The organism is Streptomyces sp. NBC_01454 (assembly GCF_036227565.1).
GTDB lineage: Bacteria > Actinomycetota > Actinomycetes > Streptomycetales > Streptomycetaceae > Streptomyces.
Map to the genome: position 1 here is coordinate 5,590,752 of NZ_CP109460.1, position 19,637 is coordinate 5,610,388.

General features: G+C 72.3%; 17 protein-coding genes. 15 read left to right on the forward strand and 2 right to left on the reverse strand.

Translation table 11 applies throughout. The features are described from left to right. The first annotated feature begins 59 nt into the window (after window positions 1-59). The 4 genes from OIU81_RS24800 (at window position 60) to obgE (ending at window position 6,248) form a co-directional block, all read left to right on the forward strand. Window positions 60-3,836: an Rne/Rng family ribonuclease gene (locus OIU81_RS24800; protein ID WP_329151354.1), complete on the forward strand. Its 3,777-nt coding sequence runs from the start codon at window positions 60-62 to the stop codon at window positions 3,834-3,836. Window positions 3,837-4,059: 223 nt separating this feature from the next. After that, window positions 4,060-4,380 (forward strand): 50S ribosomal protein L21, encoded by a 321-nt coding sequence (rplU, locus tag OIU81_RS24805; RefSeq protein WP_329151355.1) that lies wholly within the window; start codon window positions 4,060-4,062, stop codon window positions 4,378-4,380. A gap of 14 nt (window positions 4,381-4,394) precedes the next feature. Next, the gene (rpmA, locus tag OIU81_RS24810) at window positions 4,395-4,652 is read left to right on the forward strand and encodes a 50S ribosomal protein L27 (RefSeq protein WP_329151356.1); all 258 of its coding nucleotides are present in this window, start codon (window positions 4,395-4,397) and stop codon (window positions 4,650-4,652) included. A 159-nt stretch (window positions 4,653-4,811) separates the two neighbouring features. After that, the gene (gene obgE, locus OIU81_RS24815) at window positions 4,812-6,248 is read left to right on the forward strand and encodes a GTPase ObgE (RefSeq protein WP_329151357.1); all 1,437 of its coding nucleotides are present in this window, start codon (window positions 4,812-4,814) and stop codon (window positions 6,246-6,248) included. 112 nt (window positions 6,249-6,360) lie between these two features. Here the strand turns inward: obgE and OIU81_RS24820 are convergent, their stop codons facing one another. Further along, the gene (locus OIU81_RS24820) at window positions 6,361-8,448 is read right to left on the reverse strand and encodes a hypothetical protein (protein ID WP_329151358.1); all 2,088 of its coding nucleotides are present in this window, start codon (window positions 8,446-8,448) and stop codon (window positions 6,361-6,363) included. 494 nt (window positions 8,449-8,942) lie between these two features. Here OIU81_RS24820 and proB point away from each other — a divergent pair, with 494 nt between their 5' ends. The 5 genes from proB to OIU81_RS24845 all read left to right on the forward strand — a co-directional run bounded on the left by proB (window position 8,943) and on the right by OIU81_RS24845 (window position 14,084). Beyond that, window positions 8,943-10,061, forward strand: coding sequence for a glutamate 5-kinase (proB, locus tag OIU81_RS24825; protein WP_329151359.1), 1,119 nt, complete (start codon window positions 8,943-8,945; stop codon window positions 10,059-10,061). 237 nt (window positions 10,062-10,298) lie between these two features. After that, complete coding sequence (locus OIU81_RS24830; RefSeq protein ID WP_329151360.1) at window positions 10,299-10,793, forward strand: hypothetical protein; 495 nt, start codon at window positions 10,299-10,301, stop codon at window positions 10,791-10,793. A gap of 72 nt (window positions 10,794-10,865) precedes the next feature. Beyond that, window positions 10,866-12,134, forward strand: a complete 1,269-nt coding sequence (locus tag OIU81_RS24835) for a glutamate-5-semialdehyde dehydrogenase (RefSeq protein WP_329151361.1) — start codon at window positions 10,866-10,868, stop codon at window positions 12,132-12,134. A 62-nt stretch (window positions 12,135-12,196) separates the two neighbouring features. Continuing rightward, a complete protein-coding gene (locus OIU81_RS24840; RefSeq protein ID WP_329151362.1) occupies window positions 12,197-12,823 on the forward strand; it encodes an SCO2584 family spore wall biosynthesis protein in 627 nt (208 codons plus the stop codon). A 136-nt stretch (window positions 12,824-12,959) separates the two neighbouring features. Further along, window positions 12,960-14,084, forward strand: a complete 1,125-nt coding sequence (locus OIU81_RS24845) for an SCO2583 family membrane protein (protein ID WP_329151363.1) — start codon at window positions 12,960-12,962, stop codon at window positions 14,082-14,084. Here OIU81_RS24845 and OIU81_RS24850 read toward each other — a convergent pair. Continuing rightward, window positions 14,081-15,166 (reverse strand): M48 family metallopeptidase, encoded by a 1,086-nt coding sequence (locus OIU81_RS24850; protein ID WP_329151364.1) that lies wholly within the window; start codon window positions 15,164-15,166, stop codon window positions 14,081-14,083. The two genes, OIU81_RS24845 and OIU81_RS24850, sit on opposite strands and share 4 nt — an antisense overlap. Before the next feature lie 155 nt (window positions 15,167-15,321). On the opposite strand from OIU81_RS24850, the gene OIU81_RS24855 reads away from it, so the two are divergent. The 6 genes from OIU81_RS24855 (at window position 15,322) to OIU81_RS24880 (ending at window position 19,602) form a co-directional block, all read left to right on the forward strand. Then, window positions 15,322-15,471 carry a hypothetical protein gene (locus OIU81_RS24855; RefSeq protein WP_329151365.1) on the forward strand — a complete coding sequence of 50 codons (150 nt, stop codon included), beginning with the start codon at window positions 15,322-15,324 and terminating at the stop codon, window positions 15,469-15,471. 119 nt (window positions 15,472-15,590) lie between these two features. Beyond that, window positions 15,591-15,752, forward strand: coding sequence for a hypothetical protein (locus OIU81_RS24860; protein WP_329151366.1), 162 nt, complete (start codon window positions 15,591-15,593; stop codon window positions 15,750-15,752). A gap of 52 nt (window positions 15,753-15,804) precedes the next feature. Beyond that, window positions 15,805-16,416: a nicotinate-nucleotide adenylyltransferase gene (gene nadD, locus OIU81_RS24865; RefSeq protein ID WP_329151367.1), complete on the forward strand. Its 612-nt coding sequence runs from the start codon at window positions 15,805-15,807 to the stop codon at window positions 16,414-16,416. 25 nt (window positions 16,417-16,441) lie between these two features. Beyond that, window positions 16,442-18,256 (forward strand): LCP family protein, encoded by a 1,815-nt coding sequence (locus tag OIU81_RS24870; protein ID WP_329151368.1) that lies wholly within the window; start codon window positions 16,442-16,444, stop codon window positions 18,254-18,256. A gap of 261 nt (window positions 18,257-18,517) precedes the next feature. Beyond that, complete coding sequence (gene rsfS / locus OIU81_RS24875; protein ID WP_006605662.1) at window positions 18,518-18,952, forward strand: ribosome silencing factor; 435 nt, start codon at window positions 18,518-18,520, stop codon at window positions 18,950-18,952. After that, window positions 18,949-19,602, forward strand: coding sequence for a histidine phosphatase family protein (locus tag OIU81_RS24880; protein WP_329155334.1), 654 nt, complete (start codon window positions 18,949-18,951; stop codon window positions 19,600-19,602). Before rsfS ends, OIU81_RS24880 begins: the two co-directional genes overlap by 4 nt. Window positions 19,603-19,637: the final 35 nt, after the last annotated feature.

Below are 19,637 nucleotides of genomic sequence, written 5' to 3' on the forward strand. Positions count from 1 at the left end.
CGCGGACCGCGACCGGAATCAGGCGCGGCGCCCGGGAGCGTGACGGGAGAACCGCCCGCATGCTCGAGCCCATTGAGCCCACCGATTCCACGCATTCCCGGAACGGTGGCGCCGACGACAACCATTCACCCAGCGACACCCTGCCGCCCCGGCGCCGTGCCGCTTCCCGGCCGGCCGGCCCGCCCAAGGGCGCCGGCGCCGCGGAAGCCGCAGTGGTGAGCACCGCTTCCGACGGGCCCGGTGCGGCCCTCGCCGAGGAGAGCACCGCCTCCGCGGTCACCAGCGGCGACGAGGCCAAGCCCGCCCGTACCCGCCGCCGGGCGACCCGTAAGGTCACCTCCCCGTCCGGCGCCCCGAAGCCGGCCTCCGGCGAGCCCGCCGCGGCCCCGGCCGAACCGGCCGCCGCCGAAGCCCCCGCCGCCGAGACGCCCGCCGAGGCGCCGCAGGCCGAGGAGGCGCCGCGCCGCCGTCGCCGGGCCACCCGCAAGGTCACCGCCCCCGCCGGCACCCCGCAGAGCGAGGCCGCAGCGGAGCCGGCGGCCGCGACCGCGCCCGCACCCGCTGAGGCCGCGCCCGCCGAGAGCACCGCTCCGGCCGCCGCCCAGGAGGCCGAGGAGGAGGCGCCGCGCCGTAGCCGCCGCCGCGCCACCCGTAAGGCCACCGCGCCGGCCGGCGCCCCGCAGCAGGACACCGCCGACGAGGCCGCCGTGCCCGCCGAGAGCGCCGCCCCGGCCGCCGCGGAGGCGGCCCCCGCGCCCGCCGAGGACGCCGCACCGGCCCGTACCCGCCGCCGGGCGACCCGTAAGGTCACCGCCCCCGCGGGCGCCCCGGAGCCGGCCGAGGAGGCCGAGGCGCCGCAGACCGCGCAGGCACCGGCCGCCGCGGCCGAGACCCCCGAGACCCCCCGCCGGGGGCGGGCCCGCCGCCGTGGCGAGCGCGCCGCCGAGCCGGCCGCCGCCCCGCAGCCCGCCGAGGAGGCCGCTCAGCCCGCGGCGGAGGCACCGCAGCGCGGCCGCCGCCGGGCCCAGCGCCCGCCGACCGCCGTCTTCCAGGCGCCGGTCTTCACCGAGCCGATGTTCCAGACGCCGGAGAGCGCGGCCGCCGCCCATGCCGCGGCCCGTCAGGAAGAGGCCGCCCCCGCCCCGGCCGTCGAGGAGCAGCCCGCCGGGTCGCGCCGCCGTCGCCGCAGGGGTGCCCCGGCCGAGGCCGAGCAGCCCGAGCAGGTGGCCGCCGCCCCGACCGAGGAGCCGCAGGCCCAGGCCCAGCCCCGGACAGAGGCAGCCGCCGAGCCGGAGGACGAGGAGGCCGAGGGCGCGCACGACGAGGACGAGTCCGCGGACCGTCCCTCCCGCCGTCGCCGCCGTGGTGGCCGCCGTCGCCGTCGCGGGGAGACCGCCGAGGGCGCCGAGGAGCAGTCCGCCGACGAGCGGGACAGCGCGGAGGCACTGTCCGAGGAGGACGAGGAGGCCGAGGAGCAGGCCGCCGAGCAGCCCGAGGAGCAGTACGAGGCCGACGAGCAGGGCGGCGGCTCCAGCAGCAGCCGCCGTCGCCGCCGCCGGCGTCGTCGCACCGGTGACGCCGCCGAGGCCGAGGCCACCGGCGCCGACGACCCGGAGCGCACGGTCGTCAAGGTCCGCGAGCCCCGCAAGAAGGACGAGAGCACCAGCGCCGACGAGGTGCAGTCGATCAAGGGGTCGACGCGTCTGGAGGCCAAGAAGCAGCGCCGCCGTGAGGGGCGCGAGCAGGGCCGCCGCCGGGTGCCGATCATCACCGAGGCGGAGTTCCTCGCCCGCCGCGAGGCCGTCGAGCGGGTGATGGTCGTCCGCCAGAGCGGCGAGCGCACCCAGATCGGCGTCCTTGAGGACAACGTGCTCGTGGAGCACTTCGTCAACAAGGAGCAGGCGACCTCGTACGTCGGCAACGTCTACCTCGGCAAGGTGCAGAACGTCCTGCCGTCGATGGAGGCCGCCTTCGTCGACATCGGCAAGGGCCGCAACGCGGTGCTGTACGCCGGTGAGGTCAACTTCGAGGCGCTGGGCATGGCCAACGGCCCGCGCCGTATCGAGTCCGCGCTGAAGTCCGGTCAGTCGGTGCTGGTGCAGGTCACCAAGGACCCGATCGGTCACAAGGGCGCCCGGCTCACCAGCCAGGTCTCGCTGCCCGGCCGCTACCTGGTGTACGTGCCCGAGGGCTCGATGACCGGTATCAGCCGCAAGCTCCCGGACACCGAGCGTTCGCGGCTGAAGCAGATCCTCAAGAAGATCGTCCCCGAGGACGCGGGCGTCATCGTCCGCACCGCCGCGGAGGGCGCGAGCGAGGACGAGCTGGCGCGCGACGTCCAGCGGCTGCAGGCGCAGTGGGAAGAGATCCAGAAGAAGGCCAAGAGCAACAGCGCCAGCGCGCCGACGCTGCTCTACGGCGAGCCGGACATGACCGTCCGGGTCGTCCGCGACATCTTCAACGAGGACTTCTCCAAGGTCATCGTCAGCGGTGACGAGGCCTGGCAGACCATCCACGGCTATGTCGCGCACGTCGCCCCGGACCTCACCGACCGGCTGCAGAAGTGGACGTCGGACGTCGATGTCTTCGCGACGTACCGCATCGACGAGCAGTTGATGAAGGCGCTGGACCGCAAGGTCTGGCTGCCCAGCGGCGGTTCGCTGGTGATCGACCGGACCGAGGCCATGATCGTGGTCGACGTCAACACCGGTAAGTTCACCGGCCAGGGCGGCAACCTCGAGGAGACGGTCACCAGGAACAACCTGGAGGCGGCCGAGGAGATCGTGCGTCAGCTGCGGCTGCGCGACCTCGGCGGCATCATCGTGATCGACTTCATCGACATGGTGCTGGAGTCCAACCGGGACCTGGTGCTGCGGCGCCTGCTGGAGTGCCTCGGCCGGGACCGCACCAAGCACCAGGTCGCCGAGGTCACCTCGCTCGGCCTGGTCCAGATGACCCGCAAGCGGGTCGGCCAGGGCCTGCTGGAGTCCTTCTCCGAGTCGTGTGTGCACTGCAACGGCCGCGGCGTCATCGTCCACATGGACCAGCCGACGGTGGCCGGCGGCGGTGGCAAGCGCAAGAAGAAGGGCAAGGGTGCCCAGCCCGAGCCGCACGTCCACGAGGCGGCCGAGCCGACCCCGGACGAGAGCGAGCCGGAGCTGGAGCCGGTTGCCGTGACGGAGGCCGAGCTGCAGCCCGCGGTGGCCGAGGCCGACGAGTGGTTCGGCAGCCCGGCCGAGGCCGAGGCGGCCGCCGGTCGCCGTGGCCGTCGCCGGGCGAGCCGGAAGGCGTCCGCTCCGGCGGGTGCCCCCAGGGCCGCCGCCGAGGAGACCGCCGCGATCGTGCTGCCGGCCGAGCCGGTGGCCGCACCCGAGCCGGCGAAGGCCCCGGAGCCGGTCGCCGAGGCGCCCGCCCCGGAGCCCGCACCGGCCCGTCCGCGCCGCCGGGCGACCCGTAAGGCGACCGCTCCGGCGGGTTCGCCGGAGGTCACCGACGACTCCGCGGCGACCGTGGTCATCACCGCACCCGCGGCGGAGCCGGCCCCGGCCGAGCCCGCCGAGGCGGCTGCCGCTGACGAGGCGGAGGCGGCGCCCGCCGCCAAGAAGACCGCGAAGAAGGCGGCGGCGAAGAAGACCACCGCCAAGAAGACCGCGGCGAAGAAGACCACGGCCAAGAAGACGGTGGCGAAGAAGACCACCACCGCCAAGAAGGCCACGGCGAAGAAGACCACCACGAAGAAGGCGACGACCAAGAAGGCGGCAGCCAAGAAGACCGCGGCCGCCGAGCAGGCCCCGGTGGCAGTGGTGTCGGCGGTGTCGGCTTCCGCGGAGGACTGAGCGGCCCGCGCCCCGGACCGTCCGCGGTCCGGGGCCGGTTTGACCCCCAGGTCAAGGCCCCGTAACCTTGACCGTCGGTGTCTGTGACACCAAACCCCTGAGCACACACCTCTCGGTCCGCCGAGGGAGGCCGCTCGTCCACTCGGATTTCACGGGCCCCATCCCGAGCCCGTGTGAGCGGCTGGCATCAGAGGATCCGATTCCTAGCGAGAGAGAGTTCCGCGTGTACGCGATCGTGCGCACCGGCGGACGCCAGCAGAAGGTTTCTGTCGGCGACGTCATCGAGGTTGACCGCATTTCCACCAGCAAGGTCGGCGAAACCGTCGAACTCTCGACGCTGCTGGTTGTCGACGGCGACTCGGTCACCAGTGACCCGTGGGTCCTGGCCGGCGTGAAGGTCCAGGGCGAGGTCGTCGACCACCACAAGGGCGACAAGATCCGGATCCAGAAGTACAAGAACAAGACCGGTTACAAGAAGCGGATCGGCCACCGCCAGCTCCACACGGCGCTGAAGATCACCGGCATCGACGCTCCGGCGAAGTAAGGGACTGAGGAGACATGGCACATAAGAAGGGCGCATCGTCCACTCGGAACGGTCGCGATTCCAATGCTCAGCGGCTCGGCGTGAAGCGCTTCGGCGGTCAGGCCGTCCTCGCCGGTGAGATCCTGGTCCGCCAGCGTGGCACCCACTTCCACCCGGGCACGGGCGTCGGCCGCGGCGGCGACGACACCCTGTTCGCCCTTGCGGAAGGCGCGGTGCAGTTCGGCACCCACCGTGGCCGCAAGGTCGTGAACATCGTTCCGGTCGCCGAGTAATCACCGGCCCGGCCGAGCGATAGCTCAGCATCAGTACCACTCAGGGGCGGACCGCCTTTTCCCGCGAGAGCGGGAAGGCCGGTCCGCCCTTGCGTGTTAGTACAGAGACATCAGCGCAGTACAGCGACATAACCGTAGTTATCTGGAGGCACCCCCACCATGACCACCTTCGTGGACCGCGTCGAGCTGCACGTCGCCGCGGGTAACGGAGGCCACGGCGTGGCCTCCGTGATGCGGGAGAAGTTCAAGCCGTTGGGCGGCCCGGACGGCGGCAACGGCGGCCGCGGCGGCGATGTGATCCTGGTCGTCGACCAGGACGTCACCACGCTTCTCGAATACCACCACCACCCGCACCGCAAGGCCACCAACGGCCAGCCGGGCGCGGGCGACAACCGCTCCGGCAAGAACGGCCAGGACCTGGTCCTGCCGGTCCCCGACGGCACCGTCATCCTGGACCGCGAGGGCAATGTGCTCGCCGACCTCGTCGGCCAGGGCACCACCTTCGTCGCCGGCCAGGGCGGCCGCGGTGGCCTCGGCAACGCCGCGCTGGCTTCCGCCCGCCGTAAGGCCCCCGGTTTCGCGCTGCTCGGTGTGCCCGGCGAGGCCCGCGACATCGTGCTGGAGCTCAAGACCGTCGCGGACGTCGCGCTGGTCGGCTACCCGAGCGCCGGCAAGTCCTCGCTGATCTCGGTACTCTCCGCCGCCAAGCCCAAGATCGCCGACTACCCCTTCACCACCCTGGTGCCCAACCTCGGTGTGGTGACGGCCGGTTCGACCGTCTACACGATCGCGGACGTCCCCGGCCTGATCCCCGGCGCGAGCCAGGGCAAGGGCCTGGGCCTGGAGTTCCTGCGGCACGTCGAGCGCTGCGAGGTGCTCGTCCACGTCCTGGACACCGCGACCCTGGAGGCTGACCGTGACCCGGTCTCCGACCTCGACATGATCGAGGAAGAGCTCAAGCAGTACGGCGGCCTGGACAACCGGCCCCGGATGGTCGTCCTCAACAAGATCGACGTCCCGGACGGCAAGGACCTCGCCGACATCATCCGCCCCGACCTGGAAGAGCGTGGCTACCACGTCTACGAGGTCTCCGCGGTCGCCCATATGGGCCTGAAGGAGCTGTCCTTCGCGCTCGCCGACGTCGTCTCCAAGGCCCGTGCGGCAAGGCCCGTACAGGAATCCACCCGTATCGTCATCCGGCCCCAGGCCGTGGACGACGCCGGCTTCACGGTCACGGAGGAGGGCGAGAACTTCTTCCGCGTGCGCGGCGAGAAGCCCGAGCGCTGGGTCCGGCAGACCGACTTCACCAACGACGAGGCCGTCGGCTACCTCGCCGACCGCCTCAGCCGTCTGGGTGTCGAGGACGCGCTGCGCAAGACGGGCGCGCACGCGGGCGACGGCATCGCCATCGGCCCCGAGGACAACGCCGTCGTCTTCGACTGGGAGCCGATGATGGCGGCCGGCGCGGAGATGCTGGGCCGGCGTGGTGAGGACCACCGGATGGAGGCGCCCCGTCCGGCCGCGCAGCGCCGCAGGGACCGGGACGAGGCGCGGGACGAGGCCGACGAGGAGTACAAGGGCTTCAAGCCCTTCTGACGGTCCGTCTGGCGGTCCGCTGCACCGCAGAACGGCGAAGGCCCCCGGGAGTTCTCCTCCCGGGGGCCTTCCCCGTTCTTCTGCACCGAGGCCGTGAGCGGCCCGCTGCGGCTCAGACGGCGGCCGTGGTGTCCGAGGCGCCGCTGGTCTCGTGCCCGGCCGTCCCGGAGTCGTTCACGTCCTCCTGGGAGCGCTGGCCGGGGATGCCGGACAGCCGGCTCTCCATCCGGATGCGCCGCTCGTCGGCCTTGGTGCACAGGTCCAGCGCGGCCTGGTTGAAGCGGACCGAGGACGGCGGGTCCGACGGGCCCAGCAGGTGCTCCTTGAGCTCGGCGCGCTCCGCGGCCAGGGTGTCCTTCTCCGGGTGGCGCACCGCGTCGAGGAGACCGCCCACGCCGCCGGCTTCGGGCGTGAGGATGGTCGCCGCCCGCACGGTGGGGAAGTTCGCCCGGAAGTCGTCCTCGCTCATCCCCGAGGTGTTGGCGACCGCGTACGGCTTCTCGCTCGTCAGGTAGTCGGACACCACGCTGGAGACATCGCTGATCAGCACGTCCGCCTCGTTGAAGCAGCTGAAGATGCTGGGGCGGGCGGTGGTGATGACGCGGTGCTCCCACTCGGGGAAGGAGTTCCAGTACGCCGCCTCCCAGGCGGTGACGGCCGCGTCCACGGCGGCCGCGCGGCCCTCGTCCGGGGTGCCCTGCAGCCGCATCCGCTCCAGCTCGTCCGCGCTCTTGCGGAAGGCGGAGGTGGTCAGCGCGTCCAGCTCCTCGGTGCGGCGGGCGAGTTCGGCGGCGGCCTCCGCGCCGGGCCGGGCCCCGCTGCGGCCGGCGTTCGCCTCCGTGATCATCGCCTGGATACGGGAGTTGGCGGCGCCCGCGCACGGGTCCACGGAACCGGTCATCGGGTGCGGCTTGTACAGCAGCCGCACCTTCTCGTCGGCGAGCAGCTCGCGGACGATGTTCTCGCCCGCCAGGATCACCGAGGTGTTGCCCGGGTTGCCGTCCCAGCCCTCCCAGGTCGGGGCGTACAGCACGGTGGTCATCCGGCCGGCCGGGGCGCCCGTGTACGGCTGGATCGGGGCCAGTTGGGGGCGGCCGACCTCGATGACGTCCTTGTCCTCGACGCCGATGTCGGCCAGCTGGTAGCGGTCACGCGCCGCCGGGCCCGCGACCCACACCTCGTCATACGCCTTCGCGTACGGGTTGCAGGAGGACAGCTTGTCGCTCTCGCCGTGGTTGGTGAAGGCGTGCTTGATGGACGGGATGCGCAGGATCTGCGAGGTCTTGCCGGAGTTCGCCGGGTGCAGCAGCATCTTGAGCGTGGAGTGCTCCAGCCGCATCAGATTGGCGACCTTGGGGATGCAGATGATCGGCACGTCCGTGGCCTCGATCTTCTGCACCATGAAGCGCTCGCGGAGCACGATGATCGGGTTGCCGTCCAGGGCGGCCAGGGTGCTCAGCCACATGTTGGCCTGGTAGGCGGAGGAGGCGCCGCCGGAGAAGTACATGCCGACCGTCGGCCGGTAGTCCGCCAGCCAGTTGTCGAGCCACGCCAGTGCCTGCCTCTCGGTGGCCACCCGCTTCTTGGGCAGCAGCCAGGTGCCCAGGTAGAGCGTGCCGCCGGCGGACAGGGCCAGGGAGACGGCGAGGCCGACGCCGCCCCAGGACGCGTCCGTGGTGATCGAGGTGAGCATCATGCCCGCCGTGGTGGGCACCGAGAAGCGCAGCAGGCGCCGGCCGGTCTGGCGGGAGAGGATGCGGGGCGGGGCGTCGCAGAGCCGCAGCGCGCTCGCGTCGATGTTGCGGGTCACGAAGGGCAGGCTGCGGGTCCGGCGGACCAGCACCGCCACCGCCTGGCACACGAAGTGGGTGCCGTAGAAGAGGAGCAGGGTGATGGTGAGCGGCGCCTGCTCCTCCAGCGGATTGATGCCGTCGATGTGCAGCAGGCCGACCAGTATCAGCATGTCGCGCAGCAGCTGGCGCACGGTGACGTCGAACCTGATCCGGCCGAGCACCGCGAGCAGGCCGGGCTGCTTGTGCTGGAGGACCAGGTCGAGTCCCAGGTTGACCACGGATGCGGCGATGAACAGCGGGATGACGGGCAACAGCGCACCGACGAGCTGCGCGGTGAACGCGACCATCATCGCGAAGAGTGCCGCGAGCTGTACGGCTCGGCGGGGGACGATTCCGGCGGAAGGCACGGGGGAGGGCTCCTGGCAGCACGAAGGTCAGGGGGAGGCCGAGCGGGGCGGCCGGGTCCCGCGCTGCGACGCCGCCGGAGCGGCGAAACGGGACCGATGGACACCCGACCGTATGACCTCGTTGGCCCTGGTGACAATCTGCTGTGGCTCTGATCACCGCGAAAGCGGACCAATCGAACGCAACCCCTCGGACGCCTCTTCCGTCTAAAGGAGAACCGCAGGAGGAGAACACCGCAGTCCGCAGCACGCAGTCCGCAGTACAGGAGGCATCCGGCCCGGGGCGAGGACCGGAACTCCGGCCTCCATTGTGCCCGCCCGGCCCCGCCGTGCCGTCCACGGGCCCGGCACCGCCACCCCCGCACGGCGTCCGCCAGGCGATATCGCCAAGCGCCGGCCGGCCGCTCTGCCGTAGATTGCGCGGGTAGGGCCGTGGTGCGGAGCGGGCAGAATCCTCTCCGTACGGCGGTGGGAACGGCGAGCACAGGGGTACGCAGGTGGCAGGCGCAAGGCAGGACGTGAAGGACGCCCGCCGGATCGTGGTGAAAGTCGGCTCCTCCTCGCTGACCACGGCAACCGGGGGACTGGACGCCGACCGTGTGGACGCGCTGGTCGATGTGCTCGCCAAGCACCAGGACAAGGAGATCGTGCTGGTCTCCTCCGGCGCCATCGCGGCCGGTCTGGCGCCGCTGGGGCTCCCCAGGCGGCCCCGTGACCTGGCCCGGCAGCAGGCCGCCGCCAGCGTCGGCCAGGGCCTGCTGGTCGCCCGCTACACCGCCTCCTTCGCCCGCTACGGCCGCCGGGTCGGCCAGGTCCTGCTGACCTCCGACGACACCAGCCGCCGGGCGCACTACCGCAACGCCTACCGGACCCTCGACCAGCTGCTGGCCATGGGCGCGGTACCGATCGTGAACGAGAACGACACCGTCGCCACCGACGAGATCCGGTTCGGCGACAACGACCGGCTGGCGGCCCTGGTCGCCCATCTCGTCCGCGCCGACCTGCTGATCCTGCTCTCCGACGTCGACGGCCTCTACGACGGTGATCCGGCCACCCCCGGCACCTCCCGGATAGCCGAGGTGCGCGGGCCCGGGGATCTGGCGGGCATCTCCATCGGCAGCGCGGGCCGGGCCGGCGTCGGCACGGGCGGCATGGTCACCAAGGTCGAGGCGGCCCGGATCGCGGCCGCGGCCGGCATCCCGGTCGTCCTGACCTCCGCTGTGCACGCCGCGGACGCCCTGGCCGGCGGGCTGACCGGCACGCACTTCCTGCGCACCGGCCGCCGCTCCGCCGACCGGCTGCTGTGGCTGGCGCACGCCTCCACGCCGCGCGGCGCCCTGGTGCTCGACGACGGGGCCGTGCGGGCCGTCGTCGAACGGGGCTCCTCGCTCCTCCCGGCCGGAATCGCCTCCGTCGAGGGGGAGTTCACCGCCGGGGACCCGGTCGAGCTGCGGGACGGCGAGGGACGCGCGGTCGCCCGCGGCCTCGTCAATTTCGATGCCCGGGAAATCCCCCGATTGATGGGGCGTTCGACCCGCGATCTGGCCCGCGAGCTGGGCCCGGCCTACGAGCGGGAGGTCATCCACCGCGACGATCTGGTGCTGCTGCGTCCCTGAGGCGGCTCCCCGGCCGACGGCCGTCGCGGCCCTCGAACACCGTCACCGGTGCGGTGTGCAGACCAGCCTTTCCACGGAGACCTTCGCAAAAACGCCCCCGCGACGGGCCACGGGCTGGTCAACTTTGTTGCACGGGCGCCTGGGGGAGCGGCGCCCGCAGCGCACACGCGCACACACCGACGTACGACGGTTCCGCACCCCCCGGGGCGGAGCGATTCGCATCACAGGAGGCCGCCGGTGAGACGAGGGCGCCCAGGGGCGCTGCCCCGAGGAACGGCGGAGCGGACACTGACCAGCGTCGGCACCGGCGAGGACGCCGGCCGGCCGGACGACCGGTACGCCGACCGTGGCAGGACGGCGCCGTACCCGGCCGGGGGCGAGCGCCGCGAGGCGTCCCGGCTGTGGCACATCACCCTCAGCGTCTCGGGCACCGAGTCCCCGCTGAAGGAGGTCCGGCGGGCGCTGGAACAGCTCGCCCACGACCACCCCTTCCTGCTGACCAGCCGCTACGCCAACGATCATGCCGAGATCCGCTACTGGGAGGAGGCGCGGGACCTGCACGACGCCGCGGCGGTCGCGCTGCGGCTGTGGGGCGAGCACCGCGCCACGGCCAAGCTGCCGCCGTGGGAGATCGTCGGGCTGGAGGTCATCGACCGCGAGACCTACCACCAGCGCATCGCCGAGGGCTACGGACCGCCGCCGGCCTCTCCGGTCGGCGTCCATCCGTTCTGACCGGTGGGCGCCCTGTCCCGCGCTGTGAGATGCGGCGTGAACCGTGGCCTGCCGCCCGGCTAGGCTGCGGCCATGACCAGCAGCGCATCGCAGTCCACACCCGTCCTCGAGACCGCCCGCCGGGCGCGGGAGGCGGCCGCCGTACTGGCGCCGCTGCCGCGGACGGCCCGCGACGCCGCGCTGCTCGCCATCGCCGACGCCCTCGTGGAGCGGACCGGGGCGATCGTCGCCGCCAACGCCGAGGACATCGCCACGGCGCGGGAGGCCGGCACCCCCGAGTCGGTCGTCGACCGGCTCACCCTCACCCCCGAGCGGATCGCGGCCATCGCCGCGGACGTCCGCCAGGTCGTGGCGCTGCCCGACCCGGTCGGCGAGGTGGTGCGCGGCTCGACCCTGCCCAACGGTCTCGACCTGCGGCAGGTCCGGGTCCCGCTCGGTGTGATCGGGATCATCTACGAGGCCCGGCCCAATGTGACGGTGGACGCCGCGGCGCTGTGCCTGAAGTCCGGCAACGCCGTGCTGCTGCGCGGCTCGTCCTCCGCGTACGCCTCCAACAGCGCCCTGGTGGACGTGCTGCGGGACGCCGTGCAGAGCGCCGGGCTGCCCGCCGACGCGGTGCAGCTGGTGCCCGGTCAGACCCGTGAGTCGGTGCGCGAGCTGATGCGTGCCCGCGGCCTGGTGGACGTGCTGATCCCGCGCGGCGGCGCGTCCCTGATCCGTACGGTCGTCGAGGAGTCCACGGTCCCGGTGATCGAGACCGGTACCGGCAACTGCCACGTCTACGTCGACGAGGCCGCCGACCTCGACATGGCGGTAGACATCCTGGTCAATTCCAAGGCCCAGCGCCCCAGCGTCTGCAACGCCGCCGAGACGGTGCTGGTGCACGCCGGGATCGCCGAGAAGTTCCTGCCGCGCGCCCTGGAGGCGCTGACCCAGGCCGGCGTGATCGTGCACGGCGACGCCGCCTGGCAGCAGGCGGGCCCCGGGCTGGTCGCCCCCGCCACCGACGAGGACTGGGCGACGGAGTACCTCTCGTACGACATCGCGGCCGCCGTGGTGCCCGACCTGGAGGCGGCGGTGGCGCACATCCGGCGCTGGACCTCCGGCCACACCGAGGCCATCGTCACCACCTCGCAGGCCGCGGCGCGCAGGTTCACCCAGTTGGTCGATTCCACCACCGTCGCGGTCAATGCCTCGACCCGTTTCACCGACGGCGGCCAATTCGGCTTCGGTGCGGAGATCGGCATTTCCACTCAGAAGCTGCACGCCCGCGGGCCCATGGGGCTGCCGGAACTGACCTCGACGAAGTACATCGTCACGGGCGACGGCCACACCCGCTGAAGGGTCCCCCGGATTCCCCGTTCTCTCTGCCCAAAATGAGCCGCCGGGGCTAACCTGGACGGGTGCCGGACGACGTGGGGGGCAAGCCGTTCCCGGACGGTGAAGAGCCCGACGAGCACCACCACGGGAGCCACGGAAATGCGGACGAAGAATTCGCCTCCGTGGTCTTCGACGAGGAATTCGTCCGGTCCGCACAGATTCATGAGCCCTCGGCGGTCGAGCGGATGCTGGCCGCCGCCGAGGCGCGCGCCGAGGCGGAGGCGGCCCGCTCCGGACCCGGCTTCGGTGCCGAGGGCGACGACGGGGACGACGCCGCCTTCCGCGGCCGCCGGGCCCGCGAGGCCGGCGACCACGAGGGATTCGGCGACTACGGAGAGTACGAGGACGACGGCGAGTACGGCGACTACCCGCCGTACGGCCCGTACGGCCCCTATGGCGGCGCGCTGCGCCCCTACCGCAGCACCCGCTGGCACCGGCCGGTGGCCTGGGTGCTGGCCGTGGTCATGGGCATCGGACTGGTCGCGCTGGCCTTCAGCGCCGTCTACCGCGGCTCCTCCGGCCGGACCCAGAGCCCCACCCCGGCGCCGGCCTCCAGCGGGGTGGACGCGCCCACGACGGGCCGGGACAGCGTCCCCACGGCCCGTCCGGGCCTGCCGTCGCTGCCCTCGGCCGACTCTTTGCGCCCGTAGTTCCCGGCGGCGCCGGGGCCGCACTGAACGCCGTGCCGCGGTGCCCGCAAAACGGACACCTGAAACGGGAATCCTCCGGTGAAGTTGCCCGGCGTCCCCGCGTTTACGTTCGCCCCGTCAGACCTACTCTTGTTGTATGACCGGGCCTGGTGACCCTCCCGAAGGGACGCCCAACGGCGCCCCGGGTGGTGGTGAGGACGAATACCGATCCGTCGTCTTCGACGAATCGTTCGTTCGTGCTGCGCGACTGCAGGAATTCTCCGCGGACGAGCGGCTCGGTGAACACCATTCGCCGGCCGTCAAAACCCGGCACGCCTGGCGGCGGCTCGGCGGCTCCCGACAGGCGGTCCTGCTGGTACTGCTGATCGTGCTCGCCTTCGGCACCGCCGTTTACATGGGCATCCGGCACCCCTACAAGAATCCGGAGACACTCCGGGCACAGCCGCTGCGTTCCACGGTCGTGCCGCTGGTACCCCGGGGGACCGTCCCGGGGGCGAAGCCGGGGGATCTCTTCGCGCACAGCCCCGCGGCGAATTACCGGATCGGCGCCGCCGGGGTGAATCTGCCCGCGGTCACCCGCACCGAGCACTTCTCCGGCGGCCAGGTCGTCTCCGCCCTGACCGTCGCCAAGGACTACCTCGTCCGCTCCTCGCTGGACCCGGCCACCCTCACCGGCGGCTCCGTACGGCCCGTGCGGCTGCTGCTCGACACCGGCCAACTCGACCAGTTCGACCGCAGCCTGGCGCACCCCGACGACAACGGCCGGAACGCGGCGACCGGTTGGCTGGTCCGCTTCGACCCGAAGCAGACCCGCCTCGCCGACCACAACGTCCGGGTCGACGGCACCCTGAGCGCCTCCGAACTCAGCCCGGACGCCCTCGACGTCAGCGCCGACTACACCTTCGTCTACGCCGTACGGCCCGCCCCCGGCGTGCAGCATTCCGCCCCGGGCCAGGGCGTGGGCAAGGCCACCCCGGGCGCGGCCTCGCTGGTGACCGTGCGGCGCGAGGTGCATTTCCGGCTGAGCCGCGAGAACCTCAACGACCACCGCCTGGAGGTGCTGCAGAGCAGCCTGCAGGCAGGGCCGCTGGCCTGCTCCTCGCAGCCGGCCGACGCGCTGCACCCGCTGTTCGCGGGACAGCACGCCGGCGACGACCGGCCCACGGGCACCGATCCCTTCGCCAGGAACCGGGTCAACCCCTCGCTCTGCGGTGAGCTGGCGCCGGCGGCTCAGCCGAAGCCGAGCCATCCGATCCGTTAGGCGTCGTCGTGGTTCTCCGGCCCGCCGGTGCCGTTGGCACCACCGGGACGCGAGCCGCCCCGGAAGACCGTGTCGCGCAGCTTGCCGCCCAAATCGCCCGCGCCGCCCGCGATGTCGCGCACCAGACCCATCAGCGGGTCCTTGCTGTTGCGCACCGAATCGGCGTAGTGGGCCGCGGAGTCCCGGAAGGAGTCGGAGACCGAGGTGTCCCCGTCCTCGTCCCGGCGCGGGTAGTGGCCGTCCATGATCCGCTGGTAGTCGCGGCTGGCCGCCCACTTCTTCAGCTCGGCCGCCCGCACGGTGGTGAACGGGTGGCTGCGCGGCAGCAGGTTGAGGATCTTCAGCACGGAGTCGCGCAGATCGCCGCCGGTCTCGTACTCCTCCGCCTGCTTGAGGAAGGCGTCGACATTCATCTCGTGCAGATGGTTGCCGCCGGCCAGCTTCATCAGACCGCGCATCGAGGCCTGCAGATCCTGCCCGACGAGCAGTCCGGCACGGTCCGCCGACAGCTCCGACTTGCGGAACCACTCGCGCAGCGCCGTGACGATCGCCATGATCGCGACGTTGCCCAGCGGGATCCAGGCGACCTTCATGGCCAGGTTGGTCAGGAACAGCAGGATCGTGCGGTAGACGGCGTGCCCGGACAGCGCGTGTCCGACCTCGTGGCCGACGACCGCCCGCATCTCCTCCTCGTCCAGCAGCTCGACCAGGCCCGTCGTCACCACGATGATCGGCTCGTCCAGGCCGATGCACATGGCGTTGGGCTGCGGGTCCTGGTTGACGTACATCGGCGGGACCTTCTCCAGGTCCAGGATGTGGCAGGCGTCCCGCAGCATGTCGTTGAGGTGGGTGAACTGCTGGTCGCTGACCCGGACCGAGTCCGACAGGAACAGCAGCCGCAGACTGCGCTCCGGCAGCAGGCCGCTGAGCGTCTTGAAGACGGTGTCGAACCCGCTGAGCTTGCGCAGCGCCACCAGCGCCGAGCGGTCCGCCGGGTGTTCGTACGACCGCGACGAGATGCCGGGGAACCGCCGCCGGTCCCGGCTCGGTACGTTGGCGCTGCCGTCTGGGCTCTCCGTCATTGGGGCCTCCCCCTGTTCGACTGCGTGTGCTTCAGCCTAGAGGACGCCGCCGACAGCGGATTGGATGCTCGGGCGTACGCTGGCGATCGCACCAGTTCACCGCACAGGTCCGTCCGGAAGGGCGCACGGGCCGGTATCCGAGGGAGCGCACCGTCATGTCGTATCCGAGCGTGCTGCTCGCCGCAGCCCAGGAGACCGCCAGGGACGGCGGACCCGGATGGATCCTGCGCACCGTGATCATCGTCGGCGTCGTGGGCGCGGCGCTGCTCGCCTGGTTCCTGCTGCGCGGCTACGGCCGGGACTGACGTCCGGTCGGCTCGCCCGGACGCGTCCGGGTGGAGTCGCCGTGGGCCCGCGGTGAGACGCCGCATACGATGTGGTGGAAGTCTCTGCCCGACCCCAGCCCGGATTGGTCCTGCCGACGATGAGCCTGCACTCCACCGCACAGTCCCTGGTCTCCCTCGCCGCCGAACCCGGTCACGAGGGCGGTCACGCCAGCCTCAGCCCCTTCGTGACCGGCGGCGGCGCCCTGTTTGTCCTGCTCCTCCTGCTCTGGATCACCACCCGCTTCAACCGCGACCGCTGAGCCGCGGCACCCGGCCCCCGGCATCGCGCGCCGCCCAGTAGGGTCTGCACGCATGGGAGAGCACACAGGGCCCGTGAAGCGGCGACTCGGAGTGATGGGCGGGACGTTCGACCCGATCCATCACGGACACCTGGTCGCCGCCAGCGAGGTGGCCAGTCAGTTCCACCTCGACGAGGTCATCTTCGTACCGACGGGACAGCCGTGGCAGAAGAGCCACAAGAAGGTGTCCCCGGCCGAGGACCGGTATCTGATGACGGTCATCGCGACCGCGTCGAACCCGCAGTTCTCCGTCAGCCGCATCGACATCGACCGCGGCGGCAAGACGTACACGATAGACACGCTGCGTGATCTGCGGGCGGAACACCGTGACGCGGATCTGTTCTTCATCACCGGCGCCGACGCCCTCAGCCAGATCCTGACCTGGCACGATGCGGCGGAGCTGGTGTCACTTGCCCACTTCATCGGGGTGACCAGGCCCGGCCATGTCCTCGCGGACCCCGGGCTGCCCGAGGGGGCGGTGTCCCTGGTCGAGGTGCCGGCACTGGCCATCTCCTCGACCGACTGCCGGGCGCGCGTGGCCCAGGGGGATCCGGTCTGGTACCTGGTGCCGGACGGTGTGGTGCGCTACATCGACAAAAAAGAGCTGTACCGCAACGACCGCTGACGGGGCTTGACGGAAAGGGGCACCGGTGAGCGACCGACAGGATCCTTACGGGCCGCAGGACCCGTACGCCCACGACCCGTATGCCCAGGGGCAGCAAGGGCAGCAGGGCTACACCTACGACGCCTACGGGCAGCCGGTGCATCCCGACGCCGCGGCGGCGCCGTACGCCCAGCACTACGACGCGTACGGACAGCCTGCCGCCCCGCCCGCCTATGAGGGCTACGACCCTTACGGCGGCCAACAGGCCCAGCCCGGGCACCAGGGCGCTCAGGCCTACCAGGGACAGACCGCGTACGGCTACGACCCCTACGGCGGCCGGCAGGTGCAGGCCCAGCCCGGCGCTCCGCAGCACTACGACCCCTACGCCGCCCCCCAGCAGCCCTCGCACCCGCAGGAGTGGGTCCCCCAGCAGGCCCAGCAGGCCCAGCAGTCCCCGTACGAGCAGGCCTCCTACACACAGCAGCCCCACCATGGCGAGCCCGGCGCACCGCGCCAGGACGGGCCGCACCGGCCGCCGGCGCAGCGCCGTGCCCCGTCGGACGAGACCGTGGAGCCGACCGCCACGCCGGACTCCGGGGACGGGCCGGAGTTCCAGGACGAGCAGTTCTCCTTCATCGAGGAGCCGGACGAGGACTCCGAAGACGTCATCGACTGGCTGAAGTTCACCGAGAGCCGCACCGAGCGGCGCGAGGAGGCCAAGCGGCGCGGCCGCAGCCGGATCGTCGCGCTGTCCGTGGTCCTGGCCCTGCTGGTGGCCGGCGGCGTGGGCTATCTGTGGTGGGCGGGCAAGCTGCCGGGACTGGCCGGTCCGGGAGCCGGTACGGCGGCCGCGGCCGCCGGGCAGAAGCGCGATGTCCTCGTCGTGCATCTGCGGGACACCAAGAGCGGGAACAGTTCGACGGCGCTGCTGGTGGACAACGAGACCACCCACAAGGGCACCACCGTCCTCCTGCCCAACAACCTCATCGTCTCCAAGGACGACGGCACCACCACCACGCTCGGCAAGTCCGTCAAGGACGAGGGCACCGACCCGACCCGGGACTCCCTCAACAGCCTCCTGGGCGCCGACCTCAAGGCCAGTTGGCGGCTGGACACCCCGTATCTGGAGAACCTCGTCGAGACGGTCGGCGGGATCACGCTCGACACCGACGCCACCGTGCCCGGCGCCAAGAAGGGCGCCTCACCGGTCGTCAAACAGGGCAGCGCCCAGGACCTCAACGGCCAGGCGGCGGTCGCCTACGCCACCTACCAGGCGCCGGGCGAGCCCCAGACCAGGCAGCTGCAGCGTTTCGGCCAGGTCATGCAGGCGACCCTGAAGAAGGTCTCCAGCGACGCCGACGGCGCCACCGCCACCGTGAAGTCGCTGCTCCAGGTGCTCGACCCGCCGCTCACCGAGGGCCAGCTGGGCAGCTCGCTGGCGCAGCGGGCGGAGCTGGCGAAGACCGGCGCCTACCGCACGACCATGCTGCCCGTACAGGCCAACGGCGCGCTCAGCCGGACCACGGCGGCGAGCGTGGTCAAGGACGTGCTCGGCGGCACGGTCAAGAAGACCGCGCCCGACACCACCGCCCGGGTCGAGGTCCGCAACGCCACCGGCACCCGGGCCGCCACCGGCAAAGCACAGGTCGCGCTGGTCAACGGCGGCTACAGCTTCGTCGACGGCGGCACCGGCCGCACGGCCCTGGCCACCTCCCAGGTCACCTACGCAGACGCCGCCCAGAAGGCCAAGGCCGCGGAGGTCGCCAAGACGCTGGGCCTGCCGGCGGGCGTGGTCCGGCAGGGCAAGGCCGCCTCGAACGCCGACATCGCCGTGGTCCTGGGGCGGGACTACAAGGGCTGACGGGCGGGGCGCGCCCGGACCCGCCGCTGCCGGCCCGGCGGCGGCGCCGGGCCGCCCCCGTCCCGGCGCTGACCAGCACGGACACCGTGAGCGGGCGGCGGGCCCGGATTCCCGGCCGGGAGTGTCGGTGGTCCGTGAGACCCTTGTGGGGTACCTGACCGCCGACCGGCCGCCCATCGGCCCGGGCGCGCGCCGCGCTCAGCAGCCGGCTCCGCCGCCCGGCCGGGCCGGAAAAGGCCGCCCTCAAACCGAAAGCCGCTTGTGACCGCCACGGACCGCTCCATCGAGCTCATCAACGCCGCAGCCCAGGCCGCGGCCGACAAGCTTGCGCACGACATCATCGCGTACGACGTCAGTGACGTCCTCTCGATCACCGATGCCTTCCTGCTGGCCTCGGCACCCAGCGACCGCCAGGTCAAGTCGATCGTCGACGAGATCGAGGAGCGGCTCAGCAAGGACCTCGGCGCCAAGCCGGTCCGCCGCGAGGGCGACCGCGAGGCCCGCTGGGTCCTGCTCGACTACGTCGACATCGTGGTGCACGTCCAGCACAGCGAGGAGCGCGTGTTCTACGCCCTCGAGCGCCTGTGGAAGGACTGCCCCGAGATCGACCTCCCCGAGGAGGCCAGGGCCACCCGGGGCAAGGCCGCGGCGCACGCCGATGCCACGGCGGGTGACCAGGACGGAGAGCTGCTCTGAACGGCACGAAGGGCGGCCGGGGCCGCCGCATCGTCCTGTGGCGCCACGGCCAGACGGCCTGGAATCTGGAGCGCCGCTTCCAGGGGTCGACGGACATCGCGCTGACGGAGGAGGGCCTGGCCCAGGCGCGCCGCGCCGCCCGGCTGCTCGCCGCCCTGGGACCGGACACCATCATCGCCTCCGACCTCCAGCGGGCCTCGACGACGGCCAGCGAGCTGGCCGCGCTGACCCGGCTCGAGGTGACCCATGACGCGGCCCTGCGCGAGACCTACGCGGGCTCCTGGCAGGGGCTGACGCACGAGGAGATCCTCGTGCGCCACGGCGAGCAGTACACCGCGTGGAAGCGCGGTGAGCCGGTGCGGCGAGGCGGTGGCGAACTGGAGACCGAGGTCGCCGACCGGGCCGCGCCCGTCGTGCTCAACCACGCCGACAAGCTGCCCGACAACGGCACCCTGGTCGTCGTCAGCCACGGCGGCACCATCCGCACCACCATCGGGCGCCTGCTCGGCCTGGACGCCCACCACTGGGAGGGCCTGGGCGGACTGTCGAACTGCTGCTGGTCCGTGCTGGGCGAGGGCGCGCGGGGCTGGCGTCTGCTGGAGCACAACGCCGGCACCCTGCCGGAGCCGGTGCTCGGCGACGACGACTGAGCCCACCGAGCGGCCCCGGCCGACCCGGATTTCAC

What these genes read in the sequence shown, in the direction of transcription:
- nadD (WP_329151367.1), top strand. Translation starts at nt 15,805, where the DNA reads ATGGGAGAGCACACAGGGCCCGTGAAGCGGCGACTCGGAGTGATGGGC.
- obgE (WP_329151357.1), top strand. Translation starts at nt 4,812, where the DNA reads ATGACCACCTTCGTGGACCGCGTCGAGCTGCACGTCGCCGCGGGTAAC.
- OIU81_RS24800 (WP_329151354.1), top strand. Translation starts at nt 60, where the DNA reads ATGCTCGAGCCCATTGAGCCCACCGATTCCACGCATTCCCGGAACGGT.
- rpmA (WP_329151356.1), top strand. Translation starts at nt 4,395, where the DNA reads ATGGCACATAAGAAGGGCGCATCGTCCACTCGGAACGGTCGCGATTCC.
- OIU81_RS24860 (WP_329151366.1), top strand. Translation starts at nt 15,591, where the DNA reads ATGAGCCTGCACTCCACCGCACAGTCCCTGGTCTCCCTCGCCGCCGAA.
- OIU81_RS24855 (WP_329151365.1), top strand. Translation starts at nt 15,322, where the DNA reads ATGTCGTATCCGAGCGTGCTGCTCGCCGCAGCCCAGGAGACCGCCAGG.
- OIU81_RS24845 (WP_329151363.1), top strand. Translation starts at nt 12,960, where the DNA reads ATGACCGGGCCTGGTGACCCTCCCGAAGGGACGCCCAACGGCGCCCCG.
- OIU81_RS24835 (WP_329151361.1), top strand. Translation starts at nt 10,866, where the DNA reads ATGACCAGCAGCGCATCGCAGTCCACACCCGTCCTCGAGACCGCCCGC.
- OIU81_RS24850 (WP_329151364.1), bottom strand. Translation starts at nt 15,166, where the DNA reads ATGACGGAGAGCCCAGACGGCAGCGCCAACGTACCGAGCCGGGACCGG.